Annotated in this window: 15 protein-coding genes; 9 read left to right on the top strand and 6 right to left on the bottom strand. The window is 63.6% G+C overall.

Annotated features, from left to right (window positions below; all coding sequences use genetic code 11):
* The first annotated feature begins 92 nt into the window (after positions 1-92).
* The 6 genes from ABD806_RS15965 to ABD806_RS15940 are packed head-to-tail and all read left to right on the top strand — an operon-like array spanning position 93 to position 7,845.
* Positions 93-863, top strand: a complete 771-nt coding sequence (locus ABD806_RS15965; RefSeq protein ID WP_344959786.1) for an HpcH/HpaI aldolase family protein — start codon at positions 93-95, stop codon at positions 861-863.
* Positions 864-899: 36 nt separating this feature from the next.
* On the top strand, positions 900-2,057 hold the full coding sequence (locus ABD806_RS15960) for an ATP-grasp domain-containing protein (RefSeq protein WP_344959785.1): 1,158 nt from the start codon (positions 900-902) through the stop codon (positions 2,055-2,057).
* Complete coding sequence (locus ABD806_RS15955; protein WP_344959784.1) at positions 2,057-3,754, top strand: IucA/IucC family protein; 1,698 nt, start codon at positions 2,057-2,059, stop codon at positions 3,752-3,754. Before ABD806_RS15960 ends, ABD806_RS15955 begins: the two co-directional genes overlap by 1 nt.
* The gene (locus ABD806_RS15950) at positions 3,751-4,923 is read left to right on the top strand and encodes an MFS transporter (RefSeq protein WP_344959783.1); all 1,173 of its coding nucleotides are present in this window, start codon (positions 3,751-3,753) and stop codon (positions 4,921-4,923) included. Before ABD806_RS15955 ends, ABD806_RS15950 begins: the two co-directional genes overlap by 4 nt.
* Positions 4,886-6,652 (top strand): IucA/IucC family protein, encoded by a 1,767-nt coding sequence (locus ABD806_RS15945; protein WP_344959782.1) that lies wholly within the window; start codon positions 4,886-4,888, stop codon positions 6,650-6,652. The genes ABD806_RS15950 and ABD806_RS15945 overlap by 38 nt, the downstream gene beginning before the upstream one ends.
* Positions 6,649-7,845 (top strand): type III PLP-dependent enzyme, encoded by a 1,197-nt coding sequence (locus ABD806_RS15940; protein WP_344959781.1) that lies wholly within the window; start codon positions 6,649-6,651, stop codon positions 7,843-7,845. The genes ABD806_RS15945 and ABD806_RS15940 overlap by 4 nt, the downstream gene beginning before the upstream one ends.
* Positions 7,846-7,987: 142 nt before the next feature.
* Here ABD806_RS15940 and hutH read toward each other — a convergent pair whose 3' ends face one another.
* From hutH to hutI, 4 genes are read right to left on the bottom strand one after another with little or no spacing between them, the layout of a single operon-like run.
* Entirely contained in the window at positions 7,988-9,520 is a 1,533-nt protein-coding gene (gene hutH, locus ABD806_RS15935) for a histidine ammonia-lyase (RefSeq protein ID WP_344959780.1), read from the bottom strand.
* Between the two features lie 4 nt (positions 9,521-9,524).
* Entirely contained in the window at positions 9,525-11,207 is a 1,683-nt protein-coding gene (hutU, locus tag ABD806_RS15930; RefSeq protein ID WP_344959779.1) for a urocanate hydratase, read from the bottom strand.
* A gap of 12 nt (positions 11,208-11,219) precedes the next feature.
* Positions 11,220-12,137: a formimidoylglutamase gene (gene hutG / locus ABD806_RS15925; protein ID WP_344959778.1), complete on the bottom strand. Its 918-nt coding sequence runs from the start codon at positions 12,135-12,137 to the stop codon at positions 11,220-11,222.
* 8 nt (positions 12,138-12,145) lie between these two features.
* Complete coding sequence (gene hutI / locus ABD806_RS15920; protein WP_344959777.1) at positions 12,146-13,357, bottom strand: imidazolonepropionase; 1,212 nt, start codon at positions 13,355-13,357, stop codon at positions 12,146-12,148.
* A gap of 185 nt (positions 13,358-13,542) precedes the next feature.
* On the opposite strand from hutI, the gene ABD806_RS15915 reads away from it, so the two are divergent.
* Both ABD806_RS15915 and ABD806_RS15910 read left to right on the top strand, forming a co-directional pair.
* Positions 13,543-14,853, top strand: coding sequence for a YjiH family protein (locus ABD806_RS15915; RefSeq protein ID WP_344959776.1), 1,311 nt, complete (start codon positions 13,543-13,545; stop codon positions 14,851-14,853).
* Positions 14,854-15,043: 190 nt separating this feature from the next.
* The gene (locus ABD806_RS15910; protein WP_344959775.1) at positions 15,044-15,580 is read left to right on the top strand and encodes a YaeQ family protein; all 537 of its coding nucleotides are present in this window, start codon (positions 15,044-15,046) and stop codon (positions 15,578-15,580) included.
* Between the two features lie 3 nt (positions 15,581-15,583).
* Here the strand turns inward: ABD806_RS15910 and hutC are convergent, their stop codons facing one another.
* The gene (gene hutC, locus ABD806_RS15905; RefSeq protein WP_344959774.1) at positions 15,584-16,294 is read right to left on the bottom strand and encodes a histidine utilization transcriptional repressor HutC; all 711 of its coding nucleotides are present in this window, start codon (positions 16,292-16,294) and stop codon (positions 15,584-15,586) included.
* Positions 16,295-16,558: 264 nt separating this feature from the next.
* Here hutC and ABD806_RS15900 point away from each other — a divergent pair, with 264 nt between their 5' ends.
* On the top strand, positions 16,559-17,032 hold the full coding sequence (locus tag ABD806_RS15900) for a MarR family winged helix-turn-helix transcriptional regulator (protein WP_344959773.1): 474 nt from the start codon (positions 16,559-16,561) through the stop codon (positions 17,030-17,032).
* Positions 17,033-17,037: 5 nt separating this feature from the next.
* Here the strand turns inward: ABD806_RS15900 and ABD806_RS15895 are convergent, their stop codons facing one another.
* Complete coding sequence (locus ABD806_RS15895) at positions 17,038-17,619, bottom strand: YjaG family protein (RefSeq protein WP_344959772.1); 582 nt, start codon at positions 17,617-17,619, stop codon at positions 17,038-17,040.
* Positions 17,620-17,658 lie beyond the last annotated feature (39 nt).

Raw genomic sequence — 17,658 nt, 5'->3', positions numbered from 1 at the left:
TTACCTCATCTCGATTCACCCACAAAATTAATGGTTGAATTTGAATGATAATGGGAATAGTTTACATTTAACAAAAACAACAACCCTATCTTATGCTGACCATCAACCCGTTAAAAACCAGCCTCCGCCAGGGTAAGCTCGTGTATGGCCTGCTCAATTCCGTCCCCGGACCCTGGCTGGCGGAAATGATCGGCCGCGCCGGCTATGATTTCGTGATCCTCGATATGGAGCACCTGCTGGTGTCGGAGGAAACCCTGCGCCACAGCCTGCAGGCCGTCCTGCTCACCGGCTGTACTCCCCTGGTGCGGGTTCCCGCAGTGGATGCCAAGCTGATCGGCCGGCTGCTGGATGCCGGCGCCCGCGGCATAGTGCTGCCCCAGGTGGACGGCGCCGCCACCGTCGCCCGGGCCATCGCCGCCAGCCGCTTTCCTCCCCTGGGCAAGCGCGGCATCACCGGCGGCCCCATCACCGGCTTCGGTACCCTCAAGCTCGACGACTATATCCGGCTCGCCAACGACAACATCATGGTGGTGCCCATGATCGAATCCCGGGCCGGGCTTGACGCCTTGCCCGAGATCCTGGCGCTGGAGGGCGTCGACATGGTGCTGGAAGGTGCCCTGGATCTGGCGCTGGATATGGGGCTCGGCCCCCAGCCCCAGGATCCGCAGGTAGAAGCAGCCATCGGCCGGCTGGCGACTCAGTGCCTTGCTGCCGGCGTGCCCTTTTGCGCCAACCCGCGCAGCCCGGAGCAGGCCGCCCTCTGGCGACGAGCCGGCATCACCGCCTGGCTGGCGGGGGAAGACAGGGGCTATCTGTTCCGGGCCCTGAGCGACCGGCTGGCCGACCTCCGCCAAGATATCTGAATTCATGCCCCGTATTTCCTGAACCTGAGGACAGTTATGCAATCCCCTATCGTGATCCTGACCCACGTGGTCAACCGCGCCGTCATCGACGGCTTTATTCCCGCCGCCCGCAGTCTTGGCCATGAGGTGGTGCTGGTCACCGACCAGGGGCTGGCGCACCGGGAACGCCTGGCAGAGGTGCGCATCCTCGAGTGCGACGTCTTCAATCCCCTGGCGATCCTGGATCTGCTGACCGAGCAGGCCATCCGTCCCGCCGCGCTGTTCTCCAACAGCGATCACCTGCAGACCGCCGCCGCCATCGCCGCCCGGGCCCTGGCGCTGCCTGCCAAGGACTGGCAGGTCTGCTACCGGGCCAAGGACAAGCTGCGCATGCGGGAACGGCTGGCCGGCCTCGGCCTGCCCAGCGTCTGGTCCCGCCAGCTGCAGCCCGGCGAGGTACCGGAGCACGACTGGCCCTATCCGCTGGTGGTCAAGCCCAGCCAGGGGGTGGCCTCCCTGGATGTGTGCCGGGTCGACAGCCGGGAACAGCTGACCGCCTTGCTGGCGGAACGCGCATCCCCGGCCCCCCTGCTGCTGGAACAATATATGGAAGGCCCGCTGTTCACCCTGGAAACCCTAGGCGACGGCCGGGAACTGGTGGCCATCGGCGGCTTCGACGTCAGCCTGTCCGAGCCCCCGCACTTCATCGAAACCGCAGCCCGCTGGCAGGGGCCGATAAGCCAGGCCTGGCAAGCGCAGGCCCTGGAGCAGGTCCGTCGTTTCGGGGTCGGCCTCGGGGTCTGCCACAGCGAATTTATCCTCACCCGGGAGGGCCCGGTGCTGGTCGAGATCAACTACCGCAGCATAGGCGACGGCCGTGAGTTCCTGCTCGACCGGCTGCTGCCCGGCGGCTGGTTTGCCCCCATACTGCGGCTGCATCTGGGCAGCCCCCTGCCGACCATCAGCCCCTCGACACAACAGGCCCTGATCCAGTATCTGGTGGCCGAACGCAGCGGCCGGCTGGTCCGGGCACCGCAGCCTCCGGCCCGGCCCGGGCTGAGCTACAGCGCGCTCCACCAGGCGGGCGACAGCCTGCTGCTGAGTCACTCCAACAAAGACTACCTGGGCGTGCTCTATCTGCAGGCCGAGTCGGCCGCGGAGCTGGAACGACTGCACGGGGACGCCATGGCCGCCATCCACTGGGAGATCAACTGATGACAGAACAGCAACGCATTTGCTGGCGCATCATTGACGCCTGCCTGCGGGAAGATGTCCGTCAGATCCGCAGCCGGGGCCGGCGCGTCGAACAGGACGGCCAACTCTGGCTCGAGCTGGATCATCTGGGCTCGCCCCTGCGCCTGCCGGTGGCGGACTGCGATTACATGCAACCCCTGTGCGCCACCGCCAGCCACTGGTTTTATCACTCAGATGGCTACTGGCGGCAGGAATCCGGCCACCGCGCCTGGCTCGGCCGGCTGATGGCCGGCCTGGAGCAGGCAGAGCAGGCGCTCTATCTGTCCTATATGGATGAGGCCGACGCCGCGGTCGAGCAGGGCGAGCTGTGTCGCCAGTCCTTCGCCGAACAGGCCGGGCAACTGGCCCGCTTCGGGGGGGACTGGGGTGAGCGGCTGCTGCACGCGGATCAATTGGCCAGCTTCCTCGATCACCCCTACTACCCCACGGCCCGGGCCAAATTCGGCTTCAGCCCCGTACAACTCAGGGCCTATGCGCCCGAATTCGCGCCGGTGTTCGAGCTGCACTGGCTGGCGCTGCCCGCCGGCAGGGTGACCCTGACCGGCCCCCTGCCGGACTGGTGGCCCCGCTTCACCCAGGTAGGCCTGGCCTCGAGCCTGGCCCACAGCCATGTGCTGCTGCCGGTACACCCGCTCACCTGGCAGCAGCTGGGCCCGTTGCCCGCCGACGCCCTGCCGGCCCCCGATACCTTCCTGCCGGTGGTGCCGACCCTGTCGGTACGCACCCTGGCCCTGAAGGACAGAGCCTGCGAACACCTCAAGGTGCCGCTGGCCATGGCCACCCTGGGCCAGAAGAACATCCGCCTGATCAAGCCCAGTACCCTGTACGACGGCCACTGGTTCGCCCGCTGCCTGACCACCCTGGAGCATAACGACACCCTGCTGCAGGGCCGCTATCGCCATGTGGACGAATCGGTAGCCGGCCACTTGGGCGATGACAAGCTCTTTGCCTTCCTGCTGCGCCGCTACCCTGAGCCCAGACCCGGCGAGACCCTGGTACCGGTGGCCGCCCTGTGCAGCCCCCTGCCCGACGGCCGCCCCTATATCGCCGGCCTGTTGGCGCAGCAGGGCGGACCCGGGCTCGAGCCCTGGTGGCAGGAATACTGCGCCCTGATGGCCAGGGTGCATCTGCGGCTGTGGCTGAAATACGGCATCGCCCTGGAGTCCAACCAGCAGAATGCCGTGCTGTCGATCACGCCAGGCCAGCCCCTGAGCCTGGTGATGAAAGACAACGATGCCGCCCGGTTGTGGCCGGAACGCTTCGGCCAGGCCTGTCCGGGACTGGCCGGCAACCTCGACGAGCTGCGCGATGCCCGTATCCTGGTGGACGACGAGCTGGCCCTGGCCCAGATGTTCACCACCATCACCCTGCAGCTGGATCTCGCCGCCGTGCTCGAAGGCCTGGCCGAACGGGGCTGCCTGGAGCGGGAATGGGGCTACCGGGTGCTGCGCCTGAGCCTGCGTCAGGAACTGGATGCCCTGCACCGGGAGGGGCTGGATACCCGACTGGCCGAAGCGCTGCTGTTCAACGCCGAGCACCAGTACGTCAAGTACCTGCTGCAAAGCGGCAGCCTGCTCAGCAAACAGCACTCGGGGGCGGCCGACATCAACAAGTTCTACGGTCTGTCGGGCCCCAACTTCCTGCGGGCAGGCGAATGAGCAAGCTGCTTCCCGCCGTGCTGGCCTGCCATTTCCTGGCGGCCTTTACCGTACTCGGCATGCCGCTGTTCATGCCCCGGCTGGTGGCCGAATTCGGACTGGCCCAGACCAGCCCCTGGGTCGGTGTGCTGTACAGCCTGCCCGCCGTGCTTACGGCCTTGTCCGCCCCCCTGTGGGGGCGGTTCGCCGATCGCTTCGGCCGCAAGGCCTCGTTGTTGCGCGCCCTGGCCGGACTGAGCCTGGCCTTCCTGCTGGCCGGCCTGGCGCCATCCTTAAGCTGGTTCATCCTGGCGCTGATGCTGCAAGGGCTGTTCGGCGGCACCCTGGCCGCCGCCAACGGTTATCTGGCCGTCAGCCTGAGCCGGGAGCAGCTGGCCCGCGCCCTCGGCTGGACCCAGTTCACCGCCCGCCTGGCGCTGGTCTGTGCCCCCATCGGACTGGGCCTGCTGGCCGCCGCCTTTTCGGTGCGCCAGCTCTACCTCTGGCTGGCGCTGCTGCCGCTCGCGGCGCTGGTGCTGGCCATGGGCCTGCCCGGGGAAGGCGAGACCGGCACGAAAAAACCGTCCGTGGCCGGTGATACCGCCGTCCCCGAACACTGGCTGTGGACCGCCATGGCGCTGCAGTTCCTGTTCTTCTTTGCCATGGTGGCGACCTTTCCCTACTTCCTGCCCTATGCCGAACAACTGGTCGCCGAGCCGGCGCTGATCGGTCTGCTCTACAGCCTGCCGCACCTGGTGTATCTGCTCGCGCAGCCGTTTGCGCACCGCTGGCAACTGCCCTGGCGCACGGCGCTGCTGTGGGGACTGGCGCTGCAGCTGCTGGCCTGCCTCTGGCAGTTTCAGCTGCACAGCCTCCCCGCCCTGCTGGCGGCACGCCTGCTGTTCGGCTTAGGGATCTGGCTCGGCTTCCTGGGGCTGAACCAGCTGATCGGCCGGCTGACCCGGAGCCATAACGCCGGCAGCTGGTTCGGCAAGCTCGACGCCGTGGGCAAGGGTGCCGGCGTGCTGGCCGGTCTGGTGGCCGCCTGGCTCAGCGCCGGTCCGGGCGCGCATACCCCCTTTGTCGCCGCCGCCCTGGCCTGTGCCGGTGGCCTGCTGTTACTCAATTTTTTCACTATGGAGACCCACACCGATGGAAGCCCAGCTCATCTCGACCACACCGTTAAGTGATCCACTGCAGGGCCTGGCCGAACACCAGGCCATCGGCTGCCTGCTGAACTGCTACCTGCGGGAATTCGCCCTGCCCGCCGGGCAGGTGGAATGGCGGGCCGACGGCGATCTGCCCAAGGCCCTGACCAGCACCTTGCTCGCCGGCGAACCGCTGCGCCTGAGCCTGCCCGAAAGCGGTGTCAAGCTGGCGCTGAAAGCGGATCGTGTCAGCCTGCTGGGCCGGGCCCGCTTCAGCTCGGCCCCCTTTATCAAGCGCTTCGGCAATCCCTGGCGGCCGCTGTCGGCCATGGATGCCTGTCGCCTGCTGCTGCAGGAGATGGCGCTGCAGACCCGCACCCCCTTTAATCAGGAGCTGGCGGATCAGCTGGCCAACAGCACCGGCATCACCCGCGCCTTCCTGACCCATGCCCGCCCCACTCAGGCCGACAGCCTGCTGGAAAGCGAACAGGCCCTGCTCTGGGGGCACCCCATGCATCCCAGCCCCAAGAGCCGCCATGGCGTGCCCATGGACGAGCTGCTGGCCTGCTCACCCGAAGTGGGCGCCCGTTTCCCGCTTTGCTGGTTCCGGGTCGATGAGGCCCTGTGGCAACACAACGGTGAGCCGGCGGCCCTTGCCATGCTGGAACAACTGGCCGGCGCCCCCGGCCTCTATCCCTGCCATCCCTGGGAGGTCCGCCATATCCTGGACTCGTCGCTCTACCGTCGAGCCGAGCAAGGCGGGCTGATCGAGTACCTGGGCCCCCGGGGGCTGACCATGTGGCCCACCTCCTCGGTGCGCACCCTGTATCGGGCGGATTTGCCCTATTTTCTCAAGTGCTCCATCCATGTGCGGCTGACCAACTGCGTACGCAAGAATGCCTGGTACGAACTGGAAAGCGCGGTGTTCATGAGCGAATGCCTGGCCCCGGTGCTGGACCGGCTGGAACGGGACAACCCGGGCTTTGCCCTGATGCGGGAGCCGGCCGCCACCAGCCTGGACTTCTCATCCCTCGCCGGGCCGGCAGAACAGGCGGAAGTACAGCACCTGCAGGAATGTTTCGGCCTGCTCTATCGCGACAACCTGGACCAGGAAGTACAGCAGGCCTGCGAGCCAACCCTGGCCGGCGCCCTGTTCGCCTGGGATCGCTTCGGCCAGAGCCAGCTGGTGCAGCGGCTGCTCGGCCTGGCCCGGGACCGGGGCTGGCGTTACCGGGACGCCGCCCTGAACTGGTTCGATGCCTACCTGAGGGCGCTGGTGCCCGGGGTGCTGGATGCCTGCTTCAATCATGGGGTGGTGTTCGAACCCCACCTGCAGAACACCCTGGTCGGCTTCGATAACGGCCTGCCGAGCCGGGTCTGGATCCGGGATCTGGAAGGCACCAAGCTGCTCCCGGAGCTGTGGCCGGAGCAGCGCCTGCAGGGCCTGTCGGAGCGGGCCCGGGCCTCGGTCCACTACCCCAGGGCCCAGGGCTGGAACCGCATCGGCTACTGCCTGCTGGTCAACAACCTGTCGGAAGCCATCTTCCACCTGGCCGACGGTAACGCCGAACTGGAGCGGGCCGCCTGGCTGCGGCTGTCGTCGGCCCTGCAGGCCTGGGCCGACGCCAACTGCTGGCCGGCGGAGATTGCCGAGCTGCTGGCAGGCGGCCCCCTGCCTTCCAAAAACAACCTGAAAACCCGGCTGCTGCAAAAGGCCGACCGCCTGGCCGACTACACCCTGCTAGCCCACCCGATGAGAGCATCCGCATGAGCCCCCTGATTGAACAACAGTTAACACAGCTGCAACAAACGGCCGACGAGCCTGTTTGTGCCTATCTCTACGACCTGGACGCCCTGGCCGCCCACGCCCGGCAGATGCGCGAGGCCCTGCCCGCCAACTGCGAGCTGTTTTACGCCGCCAAGGCCAACCCAATGGGACCCATACTGGACACCCTGGCCCCCATAGTGGACGGCTTCGAAGCCGCCTCGGGCGGCGAGCTGGCCTGGCTGGCGGAGCGGCACCCGCAGCAGCGACTGCTGTTCGGCGGCCCCGGCAAGCTGAACTCCGAGCTGGAAGCCGCCCTGCGACTGGGAGTGGAATGCATCCATGTGGAAAGCCTGACCGAGCTGGAACGCTTGGTCGGCCTCTGTGCCAGACTCGGTTGCACGGCAAAACTCATGCTGCGCATGAACATCCCGCTCGACGGCCTGCCCAGCACCAAGCTCGCCATGGGCGGCAAGCCCACCCCCTTCGGCTTGGACCCGGACGACCTGCCCGAGGCGCTGGCGCTGGTTGCCGAGCATCCCTGCCTCGTGCTGCAGGGCTTCCACTTTCACCTGATGTCGCACCAGCTGGACCCGCAGGCCCACCTGGCGCTGATGCGGCTCTACTTCCGCACCGTCAAGGGCTGGCAGGCCCAATACGGGCTGGAGGCAAAGGTGCTGAATGTAGGCGGCGGCATCGGCGTCGACTACCAGCAACCGGATCGGCTGTTCGACTGGCCCGCCTTCTGCCGGGAGCTGCAGGCGCTGATCATCGCCGAGCAGATGACCGGCACCCGGCTGCGCTTCGAATGCGGTCGCTTCATCAGCGCCCGCTGCGGCTACTATGTGATGGAAGTGCTGGACATCAAGCGCAACCACGGGGAATGGTTTGCCATCGCCCGCGGCGGCACCCACCATTTCCGCACCCCGGCCGCCCAGGGCCACGACCATCCCTTTTATGTGCTGCGCGGCAGGCAGCCGGCACGGCTGCGGGACGCCCATGTCACCCTGGTGGGCCAGCTGTGCACCCCCAAGGATGTGCTGGCGCGCCGCCAGCCCATCCCTGAGCTGGCCATCGGCGACTGGCTGGTGTTCCGCCATGCGGGTGCCTATGCCTGGAATATCTCCCACCAGCACTTTCTGATGCATCCGGCGCCGGAGCAGATCTTCCTGAGTGAGCGGGCACAGGGCGAATTGTAGGATTGTCGGTCACCCGCATCAGGTAGGTCGGGCCTTGGCCCGACGAGGAAACATTGCCTGCCGCTTGTTCACTCCATTACGCCCACAAAAAAAAGGGGTTGCCCAAGCAACCCCCAAAAATGCCCTATCAGCTCACTCGTGCTCAGTGGCTGGGCAACAGACCCGGTTGTACCAGACGGCTCAGGCTACCGGCCTTGAGCAGGGCATCGGCCTGCTCGATATCCGGCGCGAAGAAGCGGTCCTTGTCGTAGTAGCTGACCTTTTCACGCAGGGTCTGACGGGCCAGCTCCAGGGTCGGTGTGGTCTTCAGGCCGCCACGGAAATCCAGGCCCTGACAAGCCGCCAGCAGCTCGATAGCCAGCACGCCGCGGCTGTTTTCCACCATGGGCCACAGGCGACGACCGCCGTTGGGAGCCATGGACACGTGGTCCTCCTGGTTGGCGGACGTCGGCAGGGAATCGACCGAGTGCGGATGCGCCAGCGCCTTGTTGTCGGATGCCAACGCCGCCGCCGTCACTTGGGCAATCATAAAGCCGGAGTTGACCCCGCCGTTTTCCACCAGGAAGGGCGGCAGGCCAGACATATGGGTATCCATCATCAGCGACACCCGGCGCTCGCTCAGGGAGCCGATTTCGGCAATCGCCAGGGCGATATTGTCCGCCGCCATGGCCACCGGCTCGGCGTGGAAGTTACCACCGGAGATGACGTCGTTGTCTTCGGCGAATACCAGCGGGTTATCGGACACCGCATTGCCTTCGATCAGCAGCACCTCGGCGGCCTGCCGCAACTGGGTCAGGCAGGCGCCCATCACCTGGGGCTGGCAGCGCAGGGAGTAAGGATCCTGCACCTTGGCACAGTGCACATGAGACTTGCTGATGTCGCTGGACTCACCCAGCACATGGCGGTAGCCGGCGGCGGCATCGATCTGCCCGGCTTGACCGCGCACCTCATGGATGCGGGGGTCGAACGGACGACGGGAGCTCAGGGTCGCTTCCACGGTCAGGCCACCGACCACGATGGCGCTGGCGAACAGATCTTCGGCTTCGAACAGGCCGCGCAGGGCGAAGGCAGTGGATACCTGGGTGCCGTTGAGCAGGGCTAGGCCCTCTTTCGGTGCCAGCGCCATCGGCTTGAGGCCGGCGATTTCCAGCGCCTGACCGGCACTGATGATTTCGCCCTGGTAACGGGCCTGGCCTTCGCCCAGCAGCACGCAGCTCATGTGCGCCAGCGGCGCCAGGTCGCCGGAGGCGCCGACGGAGCCCTTGGCCGGTATGCAGGGGTACACCTCATGGTTGACCAGGGCCATCAGCGCTTCCAGCACCTCCAGGCGGATACCGGAGAACCCCCGGGCCAGGCCGTTGATCTTGAGCACCATGATCAGCCGCACCAGCTCGTCGCTGACCAGTTCGCCCAGGCCGGTGGCGTGGGACAGCACCAGGGAGCGCTGCAGGGTTTCCAGATCTTCCGGCTTGATGCGGGTGTTGGCCAGCAGGCCGAAGCCGGTGTTAATGCCGTAAACGGTTCTGTCTTCGGCGACCATGCGGTTGACGCAGTCGACCGAGGCCTGAATGGTGCCGTGCGTGCTCGGATCCAGGCTCAGCTTGACCGGCTGCTCGTAGGCCTGGCGCATCTGCGCCAGGGTCATTTTTCCGGGGATGATAGTCAGAGTAGTCATCAAATCAGTCCTTATTTACCATGGGCAGGTCCAGGCCCTGCTCACGGGCACAATCAATAGCGATATCATAACCTGCATCGGCGTGACGCATCACCCCGGTACCCGGGTCGTTGCGCAGCACCCGGCCCAGACGGGCGGCGGCGGCGTCGGTGCCGTCGGCGACGATAACCACACCGGCGTGCTGGCTGAAACCCATGCCCACACCACCACCGTGGTGCAGGGAAACCCAGGTAGCACCGCCCGCGGTGTTCAGCAGGGCGTTGAGCAGAGACCAGTCGGAAATGGCGTCGGAACCGTCCTTCATGGCTTCGGTTTCGCGGTTGGGGCTGGTGACGGAGCCTGAATCCAGGTGGTCACGACCGATCACGATGGGCGCCTTCAGCTCGCCGTTCTTGACCATTTCGTTAAAGGCCAGCGCCAAACGGGCGCGGTCTTTCAGGCCAACCCAGCAGATACGGGCGGGCAGACCCTGGAAGGCGATGCGCTCGCGCGCCATGTCCAGCCAGTTGTGCAGGTGCGCGTCGTCCGGGATCAGTTCCTTGACCTTGGCATCTGTCTTGTAGATATCTTCCGGATCACCGCTCAGAGCTACCCAGCGGAAGGGACCTATGCCTTCGCAGAACAGCGGACGGATATAGGCCGGAACAAAGCCCGGGAAGTCGAAGGCATTCTCGACACCCTTCTCTTTCGCCATCTGACGGATGTTGTTGCCGTAATCGGTGGTGGCCGCGCCGCGGCTCTGCAGGGTCAGCATGGCCCGCACCTGGATGGCCATGGATTCCTTGGCGGCGTCGACGACGGCCGCTTCGTCTTTCTGGCGCATTTCGGCGGCGTATTCCATGGTCCAGCCCTTCGGCAGGTAGCCGTTCAGCGGATCATGGGCACTGGTCTGGTCGGTGACCACGTCCGGCACTATGCCGCGCTCGACGATCTCCGGGAAGATATCGGCGCAGTTGCCCAGCAGGCCGACGGAAACGGCTTCGCCCTTGGCCTTGGCTTCTTCGATCATCGCCAGCGCTTCGTCCAGGCTGTAGGCCTTCTTGTCGACATAACGGGTACGCAGGCGGAAATCGATACGGGTTTCGTCACATTCAACCGTGATACAGGAGAAACCGGCCATGGTGGCGGCCAGCGGCTGAGCGCCACCCATGCCACCCAGACCGCCGGTCAGTACCCAGCGGCCCTGGGCCACACCGTCGAAGTGCTGCTTGGCCATGGCGGCGAAGGTTTCGTATGTGCCCTGCACTATGCCCTGGGAACCGATATAGATCCAGGAGCCGGCGGTCATCTGGCCGTACATCATCAGGCCTTTCTTATCCAGCTCGTTGAAGTGCTCCCAGTTGGCCCAGTGGGGTACCAGGTTGGAGTTGGCGATCAGCACCCGGGGGGCGTCGACGTGGGTCTTGAACACCCCCACCGGCTTGCCGGACTGGATCAGCAGGGACTCATCGTCCTCGAGGCGTTGCAGCACTTCGATGATCTTGTCATAGCAATCCCAGTTACGGGCGGCCCGGCCGATACCACCGTATACCACCAGATCCTCGGGCCGCTCGGCCACATCCGGATGCAGGTTGTTCATCAGCATGCGCATCGCGGCTTCGGTCAGCCAGCTCTTGCAGATTTTATTGACGCCGGTCGGGGCTTTGATGACGCGGCTGGGATCATGGCGATTATTTTGTTGTGACATGGGGTGTCCCTCTTACAGTGTCAAGGTATGAATTAACCGAGCCGCCAACCGGGCCGTATGGCCATCAACGTCATACTCGGGGTTGAGTTCTGCCAGATCGGCGAGCCGTAACTTGCCGCTGGCTTTAATCTGTTCAATTAAAGGTTCAATCACATCCAGTGCCACCCCCCGGGCTGCCGGTGCGCTGACACCGGGCGCCTGGGCTGCGGGAAACACATCGATATCTATGGTCAGGTACAGGTGGTCGCATCCGCCGATAAAGGCATCCAGCCCGGCCTGCAGCTCGGGCAAACGGGCCTGAGTCATGGCCCTGTCTTCCCATACCAGTACCTGCAGCTGCTCGGCCTTGTTGAACAGCGCCTGGGTATTGGAGGCACGACTCACACCCAGACAGGCGTACTGGAAGGGCCAGCCTTTTTGCTCACAGGACTGGGCTATCTGGGCAAAGGGGGTGCCGGAGGACACCACGAAACCGGGATCGCGTAGATCGAAGTGCGCATCGAAATTGATGATGCCGATACGGGGGCTGACTTGCTGTTTGGCCAGATGTTGGGCCAGCCCGCTCCAGGAACCGAAGGCCACCTCATGGCCGCCGCCCATCACTATGGGCAGTTGCCGCTGCGCCAGGCACTCGGCGACCTGCCCGGCCAGGGCGACATGGGCCTGCTCCAGGGCTTCGCCTTCGCAGACCACATCACCCGCGTCATAGACAGGCGCCGACTGGTGCCAGGCCAGGCTCGCCAGCATCTTGCGCATGGCGGCGGGTCCTGCGGCGGCCCCCACGCGCCCCTTGTTGCGGCGTACCCCTTCATCGCTGCAAAAGCCGATCAGGGTATACCCCGGCTCGGCCGCCTGGCTGAACGGCTGTACCTGCTGGTGCCAGCGGGCGGTATTGGGCTCGGGATCAACCCGGCCTGTCCATGCGTTCATCTCCGGCTTCATGCCTTTACTCCTGCAAAAATACGTTGGGTTAACCGGGGCAGGCCCACGCTATAGGCCAGCTCGGCAGGATTCTTGGTATCCCACAGGCAGAAATCCGCCTGCAGCCCGGGAGCGAGCCGGCCCACTTGCTGCTGCAGCCCCAGCGCCCGGGCGCCGTGGGCTGTTACGCCGCGCAGCGCCTCAACCGGGGTCAGGCGGAACAGGGTGCAGGCCATGTTCAGCATCAGTTTCAGGCTGAACATGGGCGAGGTACCCGGATTGGCATCGGTGGCCAGCGCCATGGGCACGCCATAACGGCGCAGCAGCTCGATGGGCGGCAACTGGGTCTCGCGCAGCATATAGAAGGCGCCGGGCAACAGGGTGGCGACAGTGCCGGCTTCGGCCAGGGCCCTGACCCCGGCCTCGTCCAGGTATTCGACATGATCCACCGACAGGGCGCCGGCCCTGGCGGCGGCGGCGCTGCCACCCAGGTTGGACAGCTGCTCGGTGTGCCCTTTGATGGCCAGGCCATGTTCCTTGGCCGCGGCATAGACCCGCTCGCACTGCTCGACCGAGAAGGCGATGTTTTCGCAGAACACATCCACCGCATCGGCCAGGCCTTCGGCGGCCGCCGCCGGGATCATTTCCTTACACACCAGCTCGATATAGCCGTCGGCGTCCTCTTTATATTCGGGAGGCAGCGCATGGGCGCCGAGCAGGGTGGTTTGTACCCGCACCGGCAGCTCGGCGGCCAGTCGACGCGCCACCCGCAGCATCTTCAATTCGTGTTCCAGGCTCAGGCCGTAGCCGGACTTGATTTCGACCGTGGTCACGCCGTCCGCCATCAACGCCTGCAGTCGGGGTTTGGCTGCCTCGAACAGCTCATCTTCAGAGGCCGCGCGGGTCGCGCGCACCGTGCTGATGATACCGCCACCTGCGCGGGCTATCTCTTCGTAGCTCTTACCTTCCAGCCGGGCTTCGAACTCGCCGGCCCGGTTGCCACCGAACACCAGATGGGTGTGGCAGTCGACCAGCCCCGGGGTCACCAGGGCACCGGCCACATCGATACACTCGAAGCCGGACCGGTCAGCGGCGCTCAGCTCGCTCATCGGCTTGAGCCAGGCAATCTGTGCGCCTATTACCGCCATGGCCATCGGCTGCTCTTCGGTGTTTAAACCATCAAACAGGGTCGCGTTAAGCCAGAGTGTGCTGTCGGTGCCTTGCTTCATCGTTAAGCTCCTCGTTCATTTGTATATACATTCATTCATCAACACCGGTTAAGCAAGTAAAATATCGCTTAAATTCATTAAAAGGTGATTTTGATCACAGCTTGTTGCAATGATCAGTTAACAAAGCCAACCTTTTTGTATATACATTAAACGCGTCCAATATCTAATCTAAAGGAGGGACCGCAATGAACCAGGTAACGGAGCAGACTCGCCCCCAAGGCAAGGCCATAGGCCGACTGCTGGGCCTCAGCGCCATAGGTATATTTATCTTTTTTATTCCCATCAGCCTGCAGGGTAAGCAAAGCATCCCCCTGGATCATATGGTGGGCTGGCTGCGCGGCGCCCTGGGCGATACCGGTGCCGCCTGGTACGCCATGGCAATGATACTGGCCGGCGCCGTCTATCCGCTGATCACCGGCCGCTGGCGGGAAAGTATCACCGACAAGGTGTTCCTGCTGCTGAAATGGTTGGGGCTAGCCGCCGGCGTCATGGCGGTCACCGGGGCCGGACCGGCGATACTGCAGGCTCCGGACATGCTGCCGTTCCTGTTCAACAAGCTGGTGATCTCGGTCGGCCTGATCGTGCCCATCGGCTCGGTGTTCCTGGCCTTCCTGGTCGGCTATGGCCTGCTGGAAGCAATCGGCATACTGGTACAGAAGCTGATGCAACCGATCTGGCGCACCCCCGGCCGTTCCGCCATCGATGCGGTGGCCTCCTTTGTCGGCAGCTACTCCATCGGCCTGCTGATCACCAACCGGGTGTACAGCTCGGGTCATTACTCGGCACGGGAAGCCGCCATCATCGCCACCGGTTTTTCCACCGTCTCGGCGACCTTTATGATCATCGTCGCCAAGACCCTGGATCTGATGGATATCTGGAACCAGTATTTCTGGCTGACCCTGCTGATCACCTTTATCGTCACCGCCATCACGGTGCGGCTGCCGCCGCTGTCCACCATGGACAACCATGCCCGGCACCGGGAGCCGGAGTGTGAGGACGGTAATCGTCTGGGTGTCGCCTGGCAGAATGGCCTCGAAGTGGCCGAGCAGGCTCCCAGCCTGGGCAAGAATATCGTCGATAACTTCAAGGATGGCCTGGTGATGACCATCAGCATACTGCCGTCCATCATGTCGGTCGGCCTGCTGGGCCTGCTGATCGCCAAGTACACGCCGCTGTTTGACTGGCTGGGTTACCTGTTCTACCCGGTCACCTGGCTGTGGGGTATCGAGGATGGCATGGCCCTGTCCCGCGCCACCGCCGCCGGGCTGGCGGAAATGTTCCTGCCGGCGCTGCTGATGGCCGAGGCCGACTTCATCGCCCGCTTCGCCGCCGGCGTGGTGTGCGTATCCTCGGTGCTGTTTTTCTCGGCTTCCATCCCCTGCATACTGGCTACCCGCATCCCGCTGAAAGTCGGTACCCTGGTGATCGTCTGGTTTATCCGCGCGCTGTTAAGCCTGCTGCTGGCCATTCCCACCGCCATGCTGGTGGCAAGCTGACAATCAAAACGGGCGCCGCCGTACCCGCGGCGGCGCTTCTTGCCCCTCACCGTATTTCTTCAGGATAAAATCCGACCGGTTAACCGCCAATCGGGATACCCGAACTGCGAACGCCGGCAAAGGGGGCTATTTGGGCTGGTTCCCATCTCCTCTTGCCGCTAAGATGGTGTTTTTTATAAGAGAAACCGTCATGGCCCTGAACGCCACCCTGCACAAGGTCCGCATGAATATCAGCGACCTGCACCGTCACTATTACCAAGAGCACAGCCTGACCGTTGCCCGTCACCCCTCCGAAACCGAAACCCGGCTGATGGTACGACTGCTCGCCTTTATGCGTCATGGCCATGAAGATTTAAGTTTTACCAAGGGATTGTCGACCGACGACGAGCCTGAACTGTGGCAGAAGTCGCCTGATGGCCGCACCCTGCTGTGGGTCGAGCTGGGTGAGCCCAGCGTCAAGCGCATCAAACAGGCCCTGTCCCGGGCCGAGCAGGTGGTGATCTACAGCTATGGCGGACGCAGCGCCCTGGAATGGTGGAACAAGCATCGGACTGAGCTGGGCCAGCTGCCCAGATTGCAGATTTTTCATCTGACCGATCCCCAGCCGGCGCAGCTGGCAGAGTTATGTACCCGCTCGATGGACCTCTACGCCACCCTGCAGGAGTTCGAGCTGCAGCTGACCGACGGTGAGCACAGCCTGGATCTGCAGCTGACCCAGTGGCGCTGAGGCTTACCCCAACTTAAGGGTCGATCTGAGTTTATAGCGATCACCCGGGTGCCAGAGCCGGGCAAAACTGACCAGCTGATGCAGTGACCAGGTGCGCCGGCTGACCAGCAGGCAGGGGATTTCCGGCTTGACCTTCAGCCACTCGCCGATTTGTGCGGGGGCTATCCTGGCCTCCACTATATGTTCCAGATCGGACAGCGGGCAGTTCTGCACCAAAAAAGCATTAGGCGTCATCTGGCTGAAATCGCAGGACAGGTAATCGGGCACCAGCACCGGGTTGACGAAGCGCTCCTCGACTTGGATCGGCACCTCGTTCTCCTTATGCACTATCACCGAGTGATAGACATTGGCATTAAGCCGCATGCCCATCTGCAGGGCAATTTCCTCGTCTGCCCGGCGATTTTCCAGCAGGATCACGCTGTTGCTGTAGCTATGGCCTCGGCTTCGCACTTCGTCGGCAATATTATTGATATCGGCCAGGGGGGATTCCGCCTTGGGCTCGGTGACAAAGGTGCCCAACCCGGCCCGCCGTATCAGGTAGCCTTCCTGCACCAGATCCCGGATCGCCTTGTGGGCCGTCATCCGGCTGACACAAAATTGCTCGGCCAGCGTCTGCTCGGGTGGGATCTGCTGATACAGCGGATACTCCCCGGACTGAATACGGGATAGGATATGCTGCTTGATTTGCTGATAAAGCGGGGTTGATTGGGTCACTTGGCCTCCTGTTGCTGATTCAATTGTACATACAATTAAAATTGAGTCATACAACAAGGGTGAAAAAGCTCAGCTTCCGGCCTCGTGCCCATCGGTTAACCCATTGGCGGCAATATACCGTTAACACCTTGTAAAAAGGTCGGCTGCACGGCCGGACGCTGCCGTTGACTGTACGTCATAAGTCAAAAGGCAAGGCTTTCAACCCTGTGAAATTTACGATAAGGTGCCGCCCATCGAGCAAGCAGCACCATCGGCAGGATGACCTTGGAAAAACACGAAGAAATCCTAGTAGCGTTGCGCCAGATAATCCGGGCCATCGATATCCACTCCCGCAAGCTCAGCAAGGAATCGGGTCTAACCGGGCCCCAGTTGCTGCTGATGCAGGCAATCCAGGATATGGGGGATATCACCATGCGCGAGCTGGCTCAAGCGACCAACATGAGCCAGGCCACCGCGACCACCATTATCGACCGGCTGGAGCAGAAAAACCTGGTACGGCGTGAGCGCAGCCAAACCGACAAACGCAAGGTCCATGCGGTATTGACCGATGAGGGCGTGGCCAAGTTGAAAACGGCGCCCCGTCCCCTGCAGGAGAGCTTCATCAAGCGCTTTCAGGCCTTGGACACCTGGGAGCAAAACCTGCTGTTATCCTCGTTGCAACGGGTGTCGACCATGATGAACGCCAGTGATCTGGATGTGGCCCCCCTGCTGCAGGTCGGCAGCCTGCTCCACGAATAACCGGCTTATTCTTCCAGGCTGATCCCCAGGTTGGAGACCCCCCCCTGGGCGGAAAAGTCCCGGATGGCCAGTATGGTCTCGGCCTCCCTGGGCTGGGCAACCCGCTCCAACAAGGCCACCTGAAACTCCATCTCGGCCTCGATCAACTCGTTTTCGTACAGTTCCTCATCGCTGAGATCCCGCTCCGCCAACAACTCGACAAAACCGGCCACCGCTCCCAGCGAGGCATGGCTGGCTTCCGAGGCCTCTTCACCGATGCGGCAAATCACCGAATTGTAGGCCGCCCCCAGGGCCACGCAGGCGTCCAGCGCCGGATAGGCACCATAGGATTCAAAGCGGGCGGGATCCGGGATCATCTTTTCAAATGCTTCCAGTTCGGTGGACAAGTCCACCCGGGATCCTTTTACCGTCAGATAGGTCCATAAGACGTCCAGGGTATGTCGAAAGCGTTCGCCGTCACCGAACCCCGAGGTTTCGGCAAACAACCGATAGTTAGGATACATGCGTTCGGCCAGGCTCAGGGCGAATACCGTTTGTTGCCAGGGCATCAGCTTGTTTATTTTTTTATAGAATTTGTCACCAAACACGCGGGAATCCTTGTTGTCTCGGCTACCCCTGGTGCCAAG

Source organism: Zobellella aerophila (genome assembly GCF_039539325.1).
Lineage (GTDB): Bacteria > Pseudomonadota > Gammaproteobacteria > Enterobacterales > Aeromonadaceae > Oceanimonas > Oceanimonas aerophila.
The sequence above is the reverse complement of the archived record's forward strand: the minus strand, read 5'-3'. Positions and strand labels throughout refer to the sequence as shown.

Excerpts from the sequence above, each read along its gene's own strand:
- hutI (WP_344959777.1), bottom strand. The coding sequence starts at position 13,357 with ATGAAGCAAGGCACCGACAGCACACTCTGGCTTAACGCGACCCTGTTT.
- ABD806_RS15915 (WP_344959776.1), top strand. The coding sequence starts at position 13,543 with ATGAACCAGGTAACGGAGCAGACTCGCCCCCAAGGCAAGGCCATAGGC.
- hutG (WP_344959778.1), bottom strand. The coding sequence starts at position 12,137 with ATGAACGCATGGACAGGCCGGGTTGATCCCGAGCCCAATACCGCCCGC.
- ABD806_RS15955 (WP_344959784.1), top strand. The coding sequence starts at position 2,057 with ATGACAGAACAGCAACGCATTTGCTGGCGCATCATTGACGCCTGCCTG.
- ABD806_RS15960 (WP_344959785.1), top strand. The coding sequence starts at position 900 with ATGCAATCCCCTATCGTGATCCTGACCCACGTGGTCAACCGCGCCGTC.
- ABD806_RS15945 (WP_344959782.1), top strand. The coding sequence starts at position 4,886 with ATGGAAGCCCAGCTCATCTCGACCACACCGTTAAGTGATCCACTGCAG.
- ABD806_RS15910 (WP_344959775.1), top strand. The coding sequence starts at position 15,044 with ATGGCCCTGAACGCCACCCTGCACAAGGTCCGCATGAATATCAGCGAC.
- ABD806_RS15940 (WP_344959781.1), top strand. The coding sequence starts at position 6,649 with ATGAGCCCCCTGATTGAACAACAGTTAACACAGCTGCAACAAACGGCC.
- hutU (WP_344959779.1), bottom strand. The coding sequence starts at position 11,207 with ATGTCACAACAAAATAATCGCCATGATCCCAGCCGCGTCATCAAAGCC.
- ABD806_RS15965 (WP_344959786.1), top strand. The coding sequence starts at position 93 with ATGCTGACCATCAACCCGTTAAAAACCAGCCTCCGCCAGGGTAAGCTC.
- ABD806_RS15950 (WP_344959783.1), top strand. The coding sequence starts at position 3,751 with ATGAGCAAGCTGCTTCCCGCCGTGCTGGCCTGCCATTTCCTGGCGGCC.
- hutH (WP_344959780.1), bottom strand. The coding sequence starts at position 9,520 with ATGACTACTCTGACTATCATCCCCGGAAAAATGACCCTGGCGCAGATG.